At 44.1% G+C, this 15,733-nt stretch carries 15 protein-coding genes; 4 read left to right on the forward strand and 11 right to left on the reverse strand.

Annotated elements, in window-relative coordinates; translation table 11 throughout:
- Positions 1-60: 60 nt before the first annotated feature.
- Positions 61-1,596, reverse strand: a complete 1,536-nt coding sequence (locus ABVF09_RS01685) for a tagaturonate reductase (protein ID WP_371068470.1) — start codon at positions 1,594-1,596, stop codon at positions 61-63.
- A 27-nt stretch (positions 1,597-1,623) separates the two neighbouring features.
- Complete coding sequence (locus ABVF09_RS01690; RefSeq protein WP_371068471.1) at positions 1,624-3,120, reverse strand: UxaA family hydrolase; 1,497 nt, start codon at positions 3,118-3,120, stop codon at positions 1,624-1,626.
- 186 nt (positions 3,121-3,306) lie between these two features.
- Here ABVF09_RS01690 and ABVF09_RS01695 point away from each other — a divergent pair, with 186 nt between their 5' ends.
- From ABVF09_RS01695 to ABVF09_RS01710, 4 genes are read left to right on the forward strand one after another with little or no spacing between them, the layout of a single operon-like run.
- Positions 3,307-4,284, forward strand: a complete 978-nt coding sequence (locus ABVF09_RS01695; protein ID WP_371068472.1) for a LacI family DNA-binding transcriptional regulator — start codon at positions 3,307-3,309, stop codon at positions 4,282-4,284.
- 27 nt (positions 4,285-4,311) lie between these two features.
- The gene (locus ABVF09_RS01700; protein WP_026570610.1) at positions 4,312-5,010 is read left to right on the forward strand and encodes a rhamnogalacturonan acetylesterase; all 699 of its coding nucleotides are present in this window, start codon (positions 4,312-4,314) and stop codon (positions 5,008-5,010) included.
- Between the two features lie 12 nt (positions 5,011-5,022).
- Positions 5,023-5,394: an apurinic/apyrimidinic endonuclease family protein gene (locus ABVF09_RS01705; RefSeq protein WP_371068473.1), complete on the forward strand. Its 372-nt coding sequence runs from the start codon at positions 5,023-5,025 to the stop codon at positions 5,392-5,394.
- Positions 5,369-5,869, forward strand: coding sequence for a sugar phosphate isomerase/epimerase family protein (locus tag ABVF09_RS01710; protein ID WP_371068474.1), 501 nt, complete (start codon positions 5,369-5,371; stop codon positions 5,867-5,869). Before ABVF09_RS01705 ends, ABVF09_RS01710 begins: the two co-directional genes overlap by 26 nt.
- A 284-nt stretch (positions 5,870-6,153) precedes the next feature.
- Here ABVF09_RS01710 and ABVF09_RS01715 read toward each other — a convergent pair whose 3' ends face one another.
- The 9 genes from ABVF09_RS01715 to ABVF09_RS01755 all read right to left on the reverse strand — a co-directional run bounded on the left by ABVF09_RS01715 (position 6,154) and on the right by ABVF09_RS01755 (position 15,729).
- Entirely contained in the window at positions 6,154-7,074 is a 921-nt protein-coding gene (locus tag ABVF09_RS01715) for an AEC family transporter (protein WP_026570612.1), read from the reverse strand.
- A gap of 154 nt (positions 7,075-7,228) precedes the next feature.
- The gene (locus ABVF09_RS01720; protein ID WP_371068475.1) at positions 7,229-7,864 is read right to left on the reverse strand and encodes a YesL family protein; all 636 of its coding nucleotides are present in this window, start codon (positions 7,862-7,864) and stop codon (positions 7,229-7,231) included.
- Positions 7,865-7,918: 54 nt separating this feature from the next.
- Positions 7,919-9,211, reverse strand: coding sequence for a Gfo/Idh/MocA family protein (locus ABVF09_RS01725; RefSeq protein WP_026570613.1), 1,293 nt, complete (start codon positions 9,209-9,211; stop codon positions 7,919-7,921).
- A 23-nt stretch (positions 9,212-9,234) separates the two neighbouring features.
- A complete protein-coding gene (locus ABVF09_RS01730; RefSeq protein ID WP_371068660.1) occupies positions 9,235-10,353 on the reverse strand; it encodes a glycoside hydrolase family 88/105 protein in 1,119 nt (372 codons plus the stop codon).
- A 27-nt stretch (positions 10,354-10,380) separates the two neighbouring features.
- Positions 10,381-11,220: a carbohydrate ABC transporter permease gene (locus ABVF09_RS01735; RefSeq protein WP_026570615.1), complete on the reverse strand. Its 840-nt coding sequence runs from the start codon at positions 11,218-11,220 to the stop codon at positions 10,381-10,383.
- An 18-nt stretch (positions 11,221-11,238) separates the two neighbouring features.
- The gene (locus ABVF09_RS01740) at positions 11,239-12,153 is read right to left on the reverse strand and encodes a carbohydrate ABC transporter permease (RefSeq protein ID WP_035426839.1); all 915 of its coding nucleotides are present in this window, start codon (positions 12,151-12,153) and stop codon (positions 11,239-11,241) included.
- A gap of 202 nt (positions 12,154-12,355) precedes the next feature.
- Positions 12,356-12,859 (reverse strand): type 2 periplasmic-binding domain-containing protein, encoded by a 504-nt coding sequence (locus ABVF09_RS01745; RefSeq protein WP_371068476.1) that lies wholly within the window; start codon positions 12,857-12,859, stop codon positions 12,356-12,358.
- Positions 12,856-13,668, reverse strand: a complete 813-nt coding sequence (locus ABVF09_RS01750; protein ID WP_371068477.1) for an ABC transporter substrate-binding protein — start codon at positions 13,666-13,668, stop codon at positions 12,856-12,858. Before ABVF09_RS01750 ends, ABVF09_RS01745 begins: the two co-directional genes overlap by 4 nt.
- A gap of 498 nt (positions 13,669-14,166) precedes the next feature.
- On the reverse strand, positions 14,167-15,729 hold the full coding sequence (locus tag ABVF09_RS01755; RefSeq protein WP_026570618.1) for a response regulator transcription factor: 1,563 nt from the start codon (positions 15,727-15,729) through the stop codon (positions 14,167-14,169).
- Positions 15,730-15,733 lie beyond the last annotated feature (4 nt).

A 15,733-nucleotide genomic window follows, 5' to 3' on the forward strand; every position in this document is an offset into this window, starting at 1 on the left:
GTATGATTTTAACAAAGAATTGAAAGGATAACAAGACATATTTTCACCTTCGCCCTCGATTCACGATAACGAAGAGTAACTTTTTTGAAGCATTTGCGATATTGTACCCTTCATCCCCACAGAAAAGATTTGCTGGACATATTTGCCGACCGTCTGTGTCAGCTGCTCTATTTCGTTTAAGTCTTCGTCCCAAATGGCACGGTTCCCCAAAACGGAAAAAACAAATTCCTCGACACCGACCTTTTCCAGTCGGTATTCTTCCCAACTTTTCGCCAGTGCCTTGCTGACAACCTCACCTTCGCGAGTTTGATAGTTTTGTCCATTCCTTACGCCGACAATCCCGGTATCGTTGATATGTACCGGACGATAAAAGACGAGAATGGCCGCCAGGGCTAGAACCACGGATTCGGGAATACGTCCTGTTTTCTCAGTGTATTTGATGAGAGTGGGAAGTAGTCTGGATTTGAATTTGGCCACGGCATTCATACTGATATCTTGAAGATAATGTCGATTATACGGATTCAAAAACCGGTGTTTTACCTCCTCGGCATAATCAAGTTTTTCCTGTTTGGCGAAAGGAAGTGTCTCACCGATTTCATCAAATCCACATTCGACAAACATGCGAAGCGTTTCATCCTCCATGACATCCAGCACCGTATCTGCACCCGCCAGATAACCAGCAGAAGCAATCATTGTGTGAGGCCCATTCAGTAAACGGACCTTCAATTCCCTGTATCGTTCTATATCTCCCCATTTAACATTCAAACCGGCTTGATCCAGGGGAAACACTTGCTTTATCTCTTCAGATCCGTCAATACAAAATAAATGGTATGGCTCTCCCACTGTAAGAAAGGTATCTTCATAGCCGAGCTTACTTGAAAAATCTGCCGCATTCGATTTTGGATATCCTGTAACAATCCGGTCGACCAGCGTATCGTAAAATCGATTGGCAGTTTCCAGCCACCGTAAAAAACCTTCAGACAGATTCCAATCCCTTGCAATCTGTTTAACAATACATTTAAGCTTTCCGCCATTTTCCTCGATCAGCTCACAAGGAAGGATATGCACACCTGCATTTATGTCACCTGAAAAGTATCGATAGCGATGGTAAAGAAGAGCGGTTAGCTTTCCGGGAAAGGACATCGGCGAGGAATCATGCCGATAAGGTTCTTGCACATAGGTGATTCCCGCCTCGGTAGTATTGGAAATGATTAATTCCAACTCTTCAGATGCAGCCGTTTCCAGTACTTGCCCCCATTCTTCATAAGGATTGATTCCTCTGGAAATAACAGGAACCACTTCTGCTTCGTCCACTTTCCTTCCATCGGAAATACCGCGAAGTATTGTGGTATAAAGCCAATCCTGTTCTTTAAGTTTCGGAAGTACACGCCCATGCGGGGTTGGCTGAACGGCCACTACGGAACCATTGAAAATTCCTTGTTTGTTCATCTGGTGGATCATCCAATCCACAAATCCGCGGAGAAAATTCCCCTCCCCGATTTGCAGCACTTTTTCCGGGTGTTTTTTGTCAGATTTTCGGTATGTCTGATCAGTAAACGATTCCTCCAGGGCTCTACAATTTAATTTGACCCCCATGCTTTCCCTCCTCTTTTGAATGTCCGTCTATAAAATAACACCGTCTTTAAATATCGAAATTTCCTTAAAACCAAATTTTTCGTTGTTCGTCTGTTTGCTGCCTGAAGCGAGCTCGACTATATAATCAAAAAATTCGTCCGTCAGTTCTTCTTTGCTTTTTCCTTCTACCAATGCACCTGCGTTAAAATCGATCCAGTTCTTTTTCTTCTCGGCGAGGGCTGAATTAGTGGAAATTTTCACTGTAGGGACCGGACCGCCAAAAGGGGTTCCCCGGCCAGTCGTGAAGAGGACAAGATGTGCTCCGGCAGCCGCTAGTGCTGTTGTGGAAACCAAATCGTTTCCAGGTCCCTGGAGCAAATTCAACCCTTCAGATGCCATCCTTTCTCCATATGGCAATACATCGACAACCTCCCCGAATCCGCCTTTCTGCACATTCCCCAACGATTTCTCTTCCAGCGTGGTAATCCCGCCTTGCTTGTTTCCAGGTGAAGGATTTTCATAAACATTCTGGTCATGGCGCAAAAAATATTCCTTGAAATCATTGACTAGATCGACGATTTTATGGAAAGTTTCATCGTCTCTCGCTCTGCTCATCAATATTGTTTCCGCCCCGAACATCTCTGGAACTTCGGTCAGGACGGTAGCACCACCCTGCTGAATCAGCTTATCTGAGAAGGCGCCGAGCAGCGGATTCCCGGTAATACCCGAAAAGCCGTCCGATCCGCCGCATTTCAGTCCGACCTTCAATTTGGAAACTGGTAAAGTTTCTCTTTTGAAGGAACGGGCATAATCAGCCAGTTCATCAATCAAATCCAAGGAATGCTCGATTTCATCAGTGGTCTCTTGCACACTGATGAATTTGACTCTGTCTTCGTCGAAATCCCCTATCACTTTTTTAAACTCAGCTATATAGTTGTTTTCACAGCCGAGGCCCATTACCAGTACACCTGCCGCATTCGGATGATGCACTAGACTGCTCAATAATTTCTGTGTATTATGCAAATCATCTCCAAGCTGGGAACAGCCAAATAGATGCGAAAAGTGAAAAACTCCGTCAATTTGTTCATCTTTGTGCTGTTCATTGGCCATTTTCGCCACGACTTCTGCTGTTTTGTTAATACAGCCGACTGTGTTGATGATCCAGATCTCGTTTCGGATGCCGACTTCTCCATTTTTTCTTACATAACCTTGAAAAGTTCGTTCCGATTGTCCCTGACTCGTTACTTTATCTGTTGTCGGCTGGTATTCATAGTCCAATGTCCCCGACAAATTAGTCTCGACATTATGGGTATGCACCCACTCTCCGATTTCAATCGGGCTGGATGCCTTGCCAATCGGATAACCATATTTGACAACGTTTTCATTTAGAGGTATAGGTTTTCTTGCGAGTTTATGTCCAGCCCGGACTGCCTGCTGGACAATGATTTCTTCCCCTTCGATTATAATGGATTCTCCCGGAGTCAAGTCCCGAAGGGCTATTGTTACATTGTCACGCTCATGTATCACGATAGTGGACTCACGCATGTTTAACCTCCTGTATGATTAATTTGAAAAATAATAACAACGTTGTTATTATTATAGAGTGCAACGAATATTCTGTCAATGGGAGCCTGGTGGCTGGCTGCCTTCTTCCGTATCTTGGCTTCGTTGTCTCCTGCACCCTGCCGTTATATACTTGGTATACATTCTGATCATAATGGAGGAACATTCATGGGCGTCACGATTAAAGATATAGCAAAATCTGCAGGGGTCAGTTACTCCACCGTCTCTAAGGCATTGAGGGACAGTCCCCTGGTGAAAGAACCTACCAAAAAACGCATTATCGAGTTGGCAGAGCAGCTAGGATATCAACCCAATGCCGCAGCCCGCAGCCTTGTATCGAAAAGGTCACATACCATCGGCGTTGTCTGGCCGACAATTGAGCGGGCCGCCCATGCTGCATTGGTCACGAGGTTGAACAAACAATTGGAGCAGTTATCCTATACGACCTTGATTTCCATCAATGAATTAGAGGACGCTGTGAAGACCTTTAACAGGTATCAGGTCGACGCGATTCTCACTTTCGAAGAAGGAACCAGTCAAACGGACCTGGATACGTTGGTGCCAATGGTTACTTATGGCATTGCCAGCGGCAATACGCCATATCCGGTCATTGATGCCAACCGCCATAAGGCCATCAAAGCAGCAGTCGAGCACTTGATTAAGATGGGACATCGACACATCGGTTATGTAGGTGATATGCAAGATAAAGACCGACTGCAAGCCGACAAAGTAAGTGGATTCCAATCGGCTGTTTCTTCCGCTTCGCTACCGGTAACCGGACGGTTGATTCAAGTATCTGGACTGGAACAATATGACGGGTATGCCGCAGTAAAAAACATGGTGCAACAGCATGAATTGCCTACTGCGGTTGTCAGCGGAAGCCACGATTTGACAAAAGGTATCCTGCGCGCTTTTCATGAGCAGGACTTGCGAATTCCAGAGGACATTTCCATTATCAGTTACGATAATCTTCCTCAAAACGAAGGAATGGAAGTATCTTTGTCGACCGTCGGTGTACCGCTGGATACTGTTGCCGAAAAGCTCGCAGAAGCATTGATGGCAGCCATTGAGGAAAAGCCTTTAGAATCAGCCATTTATTTGGAACCCGAGTTGAAAATATCCGGTTCTTGCCGGCAGTTTCCTTGATTGGCGACTGGATGAGGAGGGATAAACATGAATAGGGTACGAATTTTTCTGGCTGGAGATTCGACTGTAAGTAACTATGGAAAGGATCGAGCCCCACAAGCAGGCTGGGGGCAGGCTCTTCCGCGTTTCTTTAAATCGGAAGCTGAAGTCATCAATCGGGCAGCCGGAGGCAGGAGTTCCAAAAGTTTTATCACAGAAGGCAAACTAAATGAAATAACTAATGATCTGCATCCTGGCGATTACCTGTTCATCCAGTTCGGTCACAATGATAACAAGCCCGACCCCGAAAGACGTACAGATCCATTCACTACTTATCAAGACTGTTTGAAACAGTATATTGCGGTCGCCAGGCAAAAGCAAGCCTGCCCTGTTTTACTGACCCCAGTGCAGCGTAGGATTTTTTCAGAAATCGGAAGTTTGAAAGACACCCATGGAAATTATCCAGATGCTATGCGTGCCTTGGCAGAACGGGAATCAGTCCCGTTAATCGATTTAACGAAAGAAACTACGGCACTGTTGGAAGCACTCGGTCATAAAGATTCAAAAAAATTGTTCATGTGGATAGAACAAGGCGAGTCTAAGAATTATCCAGACGGATTACAAGACAACACGCACTTTAACGAACAAGGAGCAATAACAATCGCCAATCTGGTCTGCAAAAACATGAAGAAAATGGAGATTCCATTGCTTGATTACCTTTCACCATCTTTTAATATATTAAATTAGTGGGGTGACGTGATGAGTGTAGGAGTATTAGCACATCTACTGGGAAAACAACCATATGATGATTTGGCTGAAACAGCAGGAAAAGAAGGGTTTTCCCATGTCCAGCTTGCTTTGTGGAAAGCGATCGATTCTCCAGATTTCCAACGCCCGGGATATTTAAGTCCAGGCCTGGCAAGAAATATCAAAGCTGCATTCGCTGCACACCGGATTTCTATCTCGGTACTTGCCTGCTACTTACATCTTTATGAGAGGGATCTGGAAAAACGCCACGAAAATCTGGAAAGGTTCAAAGAACTGATTCGATTTGCGCCTCTCTTCGACTGCTGCGTTGTGGCAGCAGAAGTCAGAAGTAGGAAAAATGCCGGGCGGCTTCACTTCCGATGATTGGAGGGTGTTACAAGAGAGCCTGGAAATTCTTTTAGCTGAAGCAGAGAAACATGGCGTTTTCATCGGAATCGAACCAGCGAATGATCACTTGATCGGTGATATCGATACACTCGAGAGAATGATGGCACAATTACCCGCGAGCAACTTAGGCGTCGTTTTAGATCCCGGAAACTTGCTCACGTCCGATAATTTCTTCAGACAGGATGAAGTTATCGAACATGCCTTCAGTCGAGTGGGAAGCCGGATTATCGCCTGTCATGCAAAAGACAGAATCATCGAACAAGGGCAGATTGTCACAGTTCCTCCGGGAAAGGGGCAACTCAACTATGACTTGTATTTTCAGTTGCTTCAACGTTATAAGCCTGAAGTGGATATTATTATGGAAGCCGCCAATACCCCAGAACAACGACAAGTCTCAAAAGCTTTTCTTGATAGAAAGCTAAAACTAGCACGAGAGGCTATCTCTTTTTAATAGGTTTTTCGCAGATTTTGTACTTTTTACGTTTTACACTGATGCTGTAAAACTGGACAGACCTTTGTCACGTGATCAGGATAGTGCAAATCCACCGCTGCGGAAATACCTTGTGTTTTCGCAGGCGACTGGTAAGCTTCCTTATGCAGCGCTCTGCGAAATCTCTCCGGGGCCTTCCACCCCGGCAAGGTTTATACCAAATCCCCCTGTTACCTTGATCCTGTGATGACAGCTTTCACCTGGATCATGGAATGGCCGAACATACACCTTTAAAGGTTTCCCTTTCAATAAAGCAAGTTGGAAAGATAGATTGTGAGCGTCACCGTAAACATACTGAGTGTCGTCGAAGCAAGAACAGTCTGTGCCGCAAGCTCCGGTTCGTTCTTGTATTCTTGGGCGATTATTGCGCTATTCACCGAGCTTGGCATTGCTGATGAGACGAGGAGCGCCTTGGCAAGCAGTCCCTCGTAACCAAGACACCATATCAAAAGAACCGCTAACCCGGGACCCAGAGCCAGCCTTACTGCCAAGCTGACATAAACAATCATTAGCTTGGGGTGGAATGTCAGTTGTGCCACTTGTGCTCCCAAGGTCAACAAAGCCATTCCAATCATGGCGTCACCTATATACTCTCCCGGTTTAAACAAGAAAACAGGCAGGTCCACTTCCAGGACATTCAACAAAATACCCACTGACATTGCATAGATGGCCGGCATGCGCAACAAACCGAGCAAAGCCCTCAACCGCCCTTCGCTGACCGCCTTCAACGAAAAGATACCGAAGGAATAGGACAATACATTTTGAAAGGTCATGACAATCACTTGAATCGTGGCAGCAAGCGGATTATGTTGAAAGGCCAAATCGTTGACGGGAATGCCGTAATTCCCGGAATTGTAAAGCAGGACACTGTTTGTAAACACTCCTTCTACGCTTTTTCTATATCTTCCTATTTTGGCAATCATTTTGACAATAAGATACAACCCCGCGATAAATAAAACGAAAAAGCAAAACACTTCCCAGAGGATATGAAGAGAAAATTCGGATTCGTATAGATTGATCAGGACGAATCCCGGGCTCAAAAAATATATATTAAGCTTGGCAAGTGTATAAAGGTCTAAGGTAAACAGCTTGTGCAGCCATGCTCCTATGCCAATAAGAATGAAAACAGGAAGGACGATATTTAAAAATATAAAAATAACTTCCATAAGCGAACCACCTATTATTGCTTCTTTTTGATCTGGGTTTCCCTGTTGAAAACCAGCTATCTCTATCGATAAAACATTCTCGATTCTTGACCACTAAGCAAAAAACATGGTCTGAAGGAGTCGTCCTCCGTCAGACCATCATACAAAATTCTCCCTATGAAGCTATCGTCTCAGACAGTTTTGTTTCCTCGATTTGGTCAAAACATTTCAGTGACAGCCACATATTTAAATGAGCAAACACGGTTAAACCGAACAGGGGAATCAAACCAGGGAAATAAATGAAAAAGTAGTAGGACGATAAACCGGCGACAAGCATTAACACAAGGTTGGCAGGGTGAAGAAACCCAATTATCAGCGCTTGTTTGATATACCCCCGGATTTTCATATCATAGTGCACAAATACAGGAAGAATATACAACAACATAATCATATATATTAGACCTGTCATGATCATCATGTAATTCATCAGCGAGTAAAACCAACCCTCAAACTGCCGGAAAAAATGAAGGTCAAAATACCAAACAGCTCCTATTCCTGCCAATAGCCATGCCAGCCCGTTTGCCCGTAAAAATTCCTGTCGGTAAACGCTCCAGAACGCCTGGAAAAGCGGCGCATCCTCCGTGAGCATATGTTTGCGGGCGACGGCATACATCGCCGCTGTGCTTGGCGCCAGTCCGAAAACGACTCCGCCGAGGACAGTGCAACCTATCCATAGTAAATGGAGCATGGCAAAATGGGTTACCCACTTACAAAATGCCATAACGCCGTTCAATAACCTTCCTACCTGCATAGTGAACCCTCCCTGTTTCTTCCCTGTTCCTATTTTCGCCGGTCTGCTGCCCTGCTAACTGTTTATCGTTTGTTGGTTCAACAGCTCTTCTATACGAATCGGCCTGTTTTCCTTTGCCGATTTCCAAACTGCTTCCCCGAGTGTTACAGCATACGCACCATCTTGGCTGCCGGATAAAATGGTATAAGGCCTTTTTGGATCTTCTCCCATAAATATATCCTCTTGGATGATTGGATCGCCTCCACCATGCCCTCCTTCCCTTTTCACTACATGAATCGTTTCCTTTGACCCGAATAATGGGAAATATTCTATCGTTTGTTCCGGTACTGGAAAAGGCACCCTCGAAGGGGCATGAAATTCAGTGGTTTCTATCCGCCCTTCTGTTCCATTGATGGCCAGTCGATACCCTTCATATGGCAAAGAAAAGTTGATTGAATAACTTAATAGCGCTCCTTTATCATACTTCACCGTCGCAGTGTAGGTATCCTCAATATTGATTTCAGAATCAAACACACACTGGTCCGGCCGGTAACTGGTATAAGTATCTTTTCTCGCTTCATCTGAATCAATATGATCATCTTGAACAATTACACTGTTGCTTCGTGAATTCCAACGCATATAATAGCCACAATCATGCTTGACGTTGCAGGTCTTGCAATACCTGCCATCTTCCATCAATGGATTGTGCTCCCCTTCCGGACCGTAATAATTCAGCGCTCCAAAAGCAAAAGCCTCCACTGGCTTTTGACCAAGCCACCAGTTCACTAAATCAAAATGGTGGGAGCTTTTGTGGATGGAAAGACCACCGGAAAATTCTCTCATCCTGTTCCAACGTTGAAAATAACTCGAACCATGATACGTATCAATATACCAATTCAAATCTACAGAAGTAACACGTCCTACCTTGCCAGCCATGATCAATTCTTTGATACGCATATGGTAAGGACTATAACGATAATTGAACGTTACCGTAACCTTTGCATCGCTTCGAGCTTCCGCGTCCATAACTCGTTTGCTATCCAGCGCGGTGGTCGTCATCGGCTTTTCTGTAATCACGTCTATGTCCTTTTCCAATGCTTTCAAAATATAGTCCACATGGGTATCATCCCTGCTAGCCACAATGATGACATCCGGTTTCGTTTCGTCTATCATCTTATCGAATTCCGAGTCCCTGTACTCTGGAACATGTTCTATTTCAGGGAATTCCCCTTTACAGACAGCAAATCGCTTTGCATCCATATCAAGCAAAGCTGCCAGCTTACTCGTAGCTGCGAAACTTTCCAACATCGGTTTAATAAACATGCCCATGGCACGTTTACTGATCCCGCATACGGCAAATTTCCTCATGTTTTTTCCTCCACTTCCGCTGATTACAAAGTCGGTAACAGTTCTTGCATTTCAATACTGGCAAGAACAAAGGCACCGACACCATGTAAATCATTTTCTGTTTTCGGCCGATCGATATAGTGCTGATAGTCTCCCACACCTGTTCCTATACATATTTCCGGCATGATGAACCGTCCATTTTCGTCAAATTTCATACGCCCGATCAAACCTCGGTATCCCTTAACCGCAGATGGCAAATAACTTTCATCAAGATGGCCTCCCCGAATAGCTCGGGCAATCGTGTACACAAACAAAGCAGAACATGACGTTTCCATCCAGTTGCCTGGATGGCCCGGTTTATCGACCACTTGGTACCACAGCCCCGTTTCTTCATCCTGATAACCAATCAGGCTTACCGCCAAATCGCGCAAAGCAGAAGACAATTCGATTCTAGAGGCGTGACTCTGTGGTAGAAAATCAAGCATTTCATTAAAAGTGATGCCGTACCAGCCGATGGCTCTTCCCCAAAATTCAGGGGATTTCCCGGTCTCTTTATCTGCCCATGGCTGCTGTCTGCTCTCATCCCAAGCATGATGATACAAACCGGTATGTTGATCCCTCGTATGTTTCCTCATTAACCGCTCTTGTTCCAAAACCATTTCCATCAGTTCCGGCTCATTATATTTTTTGCTGTAATTCATGGCAAAAACGCCACCCATGTACAGGCCATCCAGCCACATTTGATAAGGATAGCCATCTTTATGCCAAAAACCGCCGTCCGAAGTCCTGTTCAAGGTCGGAAACATGTTTCGCAATTTGGCGGCAGCTATCCGATAACGTGGATCATCGGTTTGTTCATCCAGTTCGAACAACAACAAACCAGCCTGGATGGCATCCAATTCTTTGCGATTCCACAAAAAGTTTCCATTTTCATCGATGTTATAATCAACATAGGCTTTTATATATTGTTGGTAGTCTTCACCGCCAGTTCGTCCTTTTAGCTGGCGCATACTTTCCAAAAACACGCCTTGATGGTAATGCCAACGGCCGTCAGGCGGCAATTCGGAGGGTTTATAGGCAGCCATAAGGGAATCACAGGCGGCCTTTGCCCAGGCCAATGGAGTTTTTAATTGATCAATGCTTTTTGTTTGATTGGTTGTCACCACCACAAATCTCTCCTTTTGTTTAGCTTAAGATTTTAATCCACTTGTACTGATACCATCGACAATGTAACGTTGGAAGAGGAAGAAAATAACGAAAATAGGCACGATACTAAGCGTCGACATGGCGAACATCGCCCCCCAGTTCGTTACAGAATTGGGGTCTGAGAACAGTTTCAGCGCCAGGGATACCGGATACTTTTCAGGAGTAGATAAATAGATCAACGGCCCCATGAAATCATCCCATCTCCAATAAAAGGAGAAAATCGCCGAAGTCATCATAGCAGGAACAATCAACGGGACAATAATGCGATAGAAAATTTGAAACGTATTGCATCCATCTATTTTCGCTGCTTCATCAAGTTCTGTCGGTATGGTGCGGATAAACTGCATGATCAAAAAGATAAAAAACGGGATTCCGAAGAATGTCGGCAAAATCAACGGCAAGTAAGTATCTATCCAATTAAATTTGTTGAACATGATGTATTGAGGAATCATCACCATTTCAAATGGCAGCATCATCGTCAGCATCATACAAACAAACCAAATATTTTTCCCTGCGAATTTCACCCTTGCAAAGCCATAGGCAATCAACGTCGAGGATAAAATACTCCCGATAGTAGCCACCACCGAAATGATTGCCGAATTGACAAAAAACGTACTGAAGGAGATTCCGCCAAAACCTTTCCAGCCGGTGATGTAATTTTCAAAATGCCAGCCGTCGGGTATCAGGGAATGGGCGTCGACAAACACACTGGAACTCTCCTTAAGGGAACTGCTGACCATCCATACAAGCGGGTAAATCATGATCAGCGTGAAAATAATCATGATGGTATGCTGTGCTATCTTTTTCCATTTTTTATTTTTCATGCCCAACTTCTCCTCTCCTTATTTATTGTCCGATTCATAATGCACCCAGTGCGGTGAACTTTTGAAAATCAATGCAGTGAAAATGGCAATAATGACAAGCATCACCCAAGCCATAGCCGAGGCATATCCCATGTCAAAGTATTCAAACGCACGCTGGTACATGTACAGGACATATAGCAACGTACTGTTGACCGGACCGCCATTGGTCACGACAAAACTCGGTGTAAAGGCCATGAATCCCTGGATTACCTGCATGATTGTATTGAACAAAATGACCGGTGTCAGCAGCGGAATGGTGATAATGAAGAATTGTTTGACCGGACCGGCGCCATCGACACTGGAAGCTTCATAATACGTTTTCGGTATGTTGCGAAGACCAGCAAGAAAAATCAACATCGACGAACCAAACTGCCAGCCATACAGTACGATCAAGGTCCAAATTGCCGTGTCAGGATCTCCAAGCCAGGAATGGGTCGGCAATCCCAATGCCCCTAAAATTGAGTTGACTGCCCCGTCATTCCCGAAAAGTTGTCGCCACATAATCGATACGGCGATGCTGCCCCCTACGACAGACGGCAAATAGAGAAGCGTCCGGTACAGTCCGACCATCTCAACGATTTTATTCAAAGCCATCGCTACCAAGAGCGCAAAAACAAGACGAATCGGAACGGCAATTCCTGCATAAAAAAAGGTGACTTTCATCGATTTCCAAAAGGTTGGATCATCTGTGAACATTCGTACATAGTTATCAAGCCCGATCCAGCTGGGTGTGCCCATCAGGTCATAATCAGTAAAAGACAAGTACAAGGAGTAAAGGATCGGAAAGATAGTCAACGTAAAAAATCCCAGCAAAAACGGTGAAATGAATAAATAACCAGTAGTGTTATGGTTGTCTTTCTTCACCTTGCGCCGGGCAGGCTTGAGCGGCTCCATTTGCTTATGTTTTGGTTTGGGAGACACCTTGGGTACGGTTGTTGTGGCTTGCTCTTCTCTTTTCGGTAACATTGCCCTCACCTCTTTTTGTGGTTTATCGAAGAAAAAGAACATAACGTGCTATTATCCGGCAGGACCGGAAGTGAACGATTTATATCATGAAAATGGCCCTGATCACCTGCTCAGGGCCATCCTTCTTATCTTATCTGTTCAAAATCGCTGTGGCTTTCTCTCTAAATTGAGTGGCACCTTCCTCTGGAGACAATTCTCCATACATTACAAGTTCATCCACTTCCTCCAATGCAGCTAACACTTCAGAAGATTCCGGCGGGAAATTGGAATCGATCGGTGAACTGTTTTCTGTCACCAATTCAATATAATCGAAGACCTTTTTGTCCGTCTCGCTCAAATCATCTGCCATCTGGTTACGGATGTCTTCTTTAATCGGAACACCTCTGTCCGAACCGCCGATTTTATAAACCTCAATGTTGTTGGTGAAGAAATCGATAAAACGTACTGCTTCTTCCTTATGCTCTGAATTTTCACTGACAGACCATAGCATGGCGGGTTTCAAATACATTCCTTCTGTATTGTTCGTACCTGGCAGCAACGTCATTTCCAAATTACGATCCCCCGCTGCACTGGTCAATGCGGTTGCCTGGTTGGACCACCTGAAATCGAAAGGTGCTTTTCCGTGGACAATCAATTCATCCTCGACCCCTTTATTTGCTGGATGGTATCGTAACCAGGAGCTACACCTTCATCTACCAACTGTTTGTTCATCGTGAAGTAGTCGGTAAGCAGCTGATCGTCCTCATAGCCCAAGGCAGTGCCGTCTTCGTTGAAAAGCTTCTGGCCTTTTTCGCGCAAGTAATATTCAAATAAATTTTTAGGTTCCATCAATCTTGCACCGAATTCACCTGTCTCTTCATGTACTTTTCTTGCTGTTGCAACATAATCGTCCCATGTCCAGTTTTCATCTGGTATCTCCACGCCTGCTTCTTCCAACATATCGATGTTATAAAAAGCTGTTAATGCATTTGTGCCCGTCGGTATCCCCAGCAATTTCCCTTCCTTCTTACCTGATTCCATTACCGTCTCACTTACACCTTCGACATTGATTTGACCGCTTTCCACGTATTCGGACAAGTCTGCAAGCAGTCCTTTGTCTGCATATTGATTGAGGTATTCTCCGAAGTTCTGTTGCATGATATCCGGCAGATTATTACCTGCTGCTTGTGCTGCCATTTTTTCAAAATAGCCGTCAAATCCTGTAAATTCAGCATCAATCTTGATGTCCGGATTTTCCTCTTCAAATTTTTTGATGATTTCCTGTGTTTGGTCATGTCGACTTTGAGAACCCCACCACGTCATCCTAAGGGTCACTTGATCGCCTTCTTTTCCATTGTCGTCGCTTCCACCCTCTCCAGACGCTTCATCCGAGCCTGAACATGCCGATAAGAACAAAATCAGTGCCAACCCCAAACAAAAACTCCACAACAAGCGTTTCTTCATTTCTACATCTCCCCTTTGTGTTTGAAAGCGCTTTCTATAGCTTGATTCCATCATAATGCAAGCATCGAATATAAAAAATAAAATTTTCAGACATTTATGTACAAAAAACAGATATGATTATTTTTTTAATGAAATTGCAAACGCAAAAGATGAAATGGAACATAGATATGAGCGAAACTATTCTTTGCTCCGATTTACGCTGAGTGAATGTCTGCGTTGCGGCAAGTGTAGCATTCTGCTGTAGTACCAAATGAATCAAAAAAATTAAGTGTATCCTCATTCAAAACAGAAAGCTGGTAAGAGCAGAGGGAGTATCCGAAGACTCCGGTAGGGGAGGCATGGCCTTGGAAAAGCGAGGATATTTTCTGTAACGATGGATTTACTTGGTTCAAAGTAGTCAGGGAAATCCTGGATCGCTTTTATAGTGTTTGCGTTAAGGTGACAAGCATTCAAATTTGCGATTTAAAAAATCAAGGCTGATCCGTTGCTGGTCCAGCCCTAATTTAATGAATGTGTTTTATATTCGGTAGGAGTCATTCCGGTATGTTTTTTGAAAACCTGTCCAAAATAACGGGGGTTGTTGCCGAAACCCACCGCTTCTGCTACTTCGAAGACTTTGACCTGATCTGTCTCTTCAATCAGTTTTTTGGCTTTTTCCATTCTCTGGTTAATCAAAAAATTCGAAAAGCGTTCACCCTTCTCCTTCTTGAACAGTTTTCCCAAATAGTCCGGATTCATATAAAGCACATCAGCAGCAATTTGCGAAAGCGACATTTCCTGCTCGGCAAGATTGGTTTCCACATAGTCGATCACCCTGCTAATGATGGTTGTCTGGGTTTGTCTTGTCCGCTCATAATGGTAAGCGGTGATTTCTTCTGCAATTTCACATATATATTGCTTTATTTCCGAAAAACGATTGTATTGCTGAAATATGATAATTTGTTGAAAGTATCGATCCATTGCTTGCTGGTCCGCTTGTCTAATGATGGACATATATAATTCCAAGCAATGGGATTTCACCAAACCCGCCTCAAGCTTTCGACTGTGGATATCTCCGAAAAAATCATTCAAATAATGCCGCATCGCTTCTGTATTGCCACCACGGACCGCCAGCAGCAAATCTTCGTGATCGTATTGCAAGTCTTTAAATCTTGCATTGTCTGCTTCCCCTATGTCCTGGACAGTAATAATGCTGCCATCGGCAAGATAAAAACGCTGTGTCAGGCAATTGATCGCTTCATTGTATAACATCCTCAGTTCACTGATAGTCCCTGAGTTACTTATCGCCGTGGTAAACGTCTTTTGGTAGAAATTTTTGTACGCCTTTTTCATTTCTTTCAAATATATGGATAATTCGGTCGCCGGCATGTCCTCCAGCATAAGGACAATCCTTTCTCCGATGGTTGTGGACAGCGGAACCGACTGAAATTCACCCATCCGTTCAGTGACCATTTCTTTCAAAGCGAATTGCTGTTCGTATTCATGTGCGCCATCCACCATCAACACCAATAGACGGAATAATTTGGAAGTTGTTTGCAAACCGAACATTTGACTGTAGTTTTCCCAATCCTGAATACTGTAGCTTTTATTGGTGATAAAGTCTTTCAGAAATTGTTCTTTCGCTTTTGGTAATACTGTTTGCAAATGTTTTCTCATTTTTTCCAAAAAATCGCGTTTTTGATTTTGTTCATCCAGATCAGCCACTACTTCCTTAAGTGCATCCTCGATTTTCTTTTCATTGCTCGGCTTTAACAAATAGTGCTTGACGTTACATTCCATTGCTGTTTTGGCAAATTCAAATTCGTCATAGCCGGACAAAACGATAAAACGGATCTCTGGGTACAGACGGTGTACCTGCTGAATCAATTCCACTCCGTTCATTCCCGGCATTTTGATGTCTGTAATCACGATATCCGGTGGATTTTTCCTGATCAAATCATAAGCCATCCGGCCATTCGATGCCTTTACCTGTAATGATGTATTACAACCAGACCAGTCGACCAATGCGGCAATCCCCTCTAGAATATTTATCTCGTCGTCGACCAACAGTACACGATACAAACCC

This window comes from Sediminibacillus sp. JSM 1682029, assembly GCF_041366435.1.
In the GTDB taxonomy this organism is placed as follows: domain Bacteria; phylum Bacillota; class Bacilli; order Bacillales; family Amphibacillaceae; genus Sediminibacillus; species Sediminibacillus terrae.

Coding starts and splice junctions, on each gene's coding strand:
- ABVF09_RS01685 (WP_371068470.1), bottom strand. CDS start 1,596: ATGGGGGTCAAATTAAATTGTAGAGCCCTGGAGGAATCGTTTACTGAT.
- ABVF09_RS01690 (WP_371068471.1), bottom strand. CDS start 3,120: ATGCGTGAGTCCACTATCGTGATACATGAGCGTGACAATGTAACAATA.
- ABVF09_RS01695 (WP_371068472.1), top strand. CDS start 3,307: ATGGGCGTCACGATTAAAGATATAGCAAAATCTGCAGGGGTCAGTTAC.
- ABVF09_RS01700 (WP_026570610.1), top strand. CDS start 4,312: ATGAATAGGGTACGAATTTTTCTGGCTGGAGATTCGACTGTAAGTAAC.
- ABVF09_RS01705 (WP_371068473.1), top strand. CDS start 5,023: ATGAGTGTAGGAGTATTAGCACATCTACTGGGAAAACAACCATATGAT.
- ABVF09_RS01710 (WP_371068474.1), top strand. CDS start 5,369: ATGCCGGGCGGCTTCACTTCCGATGATTGGAGGGTGTTACAAGAGAGC.
- ABVF09_RS01715 (WP_026570612.1), bottom strand. CDS start 7,074: ATGGAAGTTATTTTTATATTTTTAAATATCGTCCTTCCTGTTTTCATT.
- ABVF09_RS01720 (WP_371068475.1), bottom strand. CDS start 7,864: ATGCAGGTAGGAAGGTTATTGAACGGCGTTATGGCATTTTGTAAGTGG.
- ABVF09_RS01725 (WP_026570613.1), bottom strand. CDS start 9,211: ATGAGGAAATTTGCCGTATGCGGGATCAGTAAACGTGCCATGGGCATG.
- ABVF09_RS01735 (WP_026570615.1), bottom strand. CDS start 11,220: ATGAAAAATAAAAAATGGAAAAAGATAGCACAGCATACCATCATGATT.
- ABVF09_RS01740 (WP_035426839.1), bottom strand. CDS start 12,153: ATGGAGCCGCTCAAGCCTGCCCGGCGCAAGGTGAAGAAAGACAACCAT.
- ABVF09_RS01750 (WP_371068477.1), bottom strand. CDS start 13,668: ATGAAGAAACGCTTGTTGTGGAGTTTTTGTTTGGGGTTGGCACTGATT.